Origin of the sequence: Bartonella florencae (assembly GCF_000312525.1) — a bacterium.
GTDB classification, from domain to species: Bacteria; Pseudomonadota; Alphaproteobacteria; order Rhizobiales; family Rhizobiaceae; genus Bartonella; species Bartonella florencae.
This window is the reverse complement of sequence record NZ_HE997473.1, coordinates 1-1,166: the sequence shown is the minus strand read 5'-3', so window position 1 is coordinate 1,166 and position 1,166 is coordinate 1. Positions and strand designations below refer to the sequence as shown.

The following is a 1,166-nucleotide window of genomic DNA, read 5'->3' as shown; positions in this document are numbered from 1 at the left end:
AAATTTGAACGCACGAAACCGCATGTTAATATAGGCACGATTGGTCACGTTGATCATGGGAAGACCTCTTTGACAGCAGCGATTACGAAATATTTTGGTGAATTTAAAGCCTATGATCAAATTGATGCGGCGCCTGAAGAGCGTGCACGTGGGATTACTATTTCTACAGCGCATGTTGAATATGAAACAGAAAAGCGGCATTATGCGCATGTTGATTGCCCTGGGCACGCGGATTATGTGAAAAATATGATCACGGGAGCGGCGCAGATGGATGGGGCGATTTTGGTTGTTTCTGCCGCTGATGGCCCTATGCCACAGACACGTGAGCATATTTTGTTGGCGCGCCAAGTTGGAGTTCCAGCGATTGTTGTTTTCCTCAATAAGGTTGATCAGGTTGATGACGCAGAGCTTTTGGAACTTGTTGAGCTTGAAGTACGTGAGCTGTTATCAAAATATGATTTCCCAGGAGATGATATACCGATCGTAAAGGGTTCTGCGTTGGCAGCTCTTGAAGATAAAGATAAAAGCATTGGTGAAGATGCGGTTCGTCTTTTGATGAGTGAAGTTGATAATTATATCCCCACGCCAGAGCGTCCTGTTGATCAGCCATTTTTGATGCCGATAGAGGATGTGTTCTCAATATCAGGTCGTGGTACAGTTGTTACTGGTCGTGTTGAGCGTGGTGTTATTAAGGTTGGTGAAGAAATCGAGATTATTGGTATTCGCCCCACCTCTAAGACAACGGTTACTGGTGTTGAAATGTTCCGCAAGTTATTGGATCAAGGTCAAGCGGGTGATAACATTGGTGCATTGCTTCGTGGTATTGATCGTGAAGGAATTGAGCGTGGGCAAGTTTTGGCGAAGCCTGGTTCTGTTACGCCACATACACGCTTTAAGGCAGAGGCTTACATTTTGACCAAAGATGAAGGTGGCCGTCATACGCCATTTTTCACGAATTATCGTCCGCAATTTTATTTCCGCACCACCGATGTGACAGGGATTGTTACGTTGCCGGAAGGAACAGAGATGGTTATGCCTGGTGATAATGTTGCGATGGATGTCTCTCTGATCGTTCCAATTGCTATGGAAGAGAAACTTCGCTTTGCTATTCGTGAAGGTGGTCGTACTGTTGGTGCAGGTATCGTTTCTAAGATCATTGAGTAAAT

The 1,166-nt window shown here is 45.0% G+C and carries 1 protein-coding gene; it reads left to right on the top strand.

Features of this window, described 5'->3' with window-relative positions; translation table 11 throughout:
* On the top strand, positions 1 to 1,164 hold a 1,164-nt coding region (tuf, locus tag BN202_RS08825; RefSeq protein WP_019220285.1), incomplete at its 5' end, for an elongation factor Tu.
* Positions 1,165 to 1,166 lie beyond the last annotated feature (2 nt).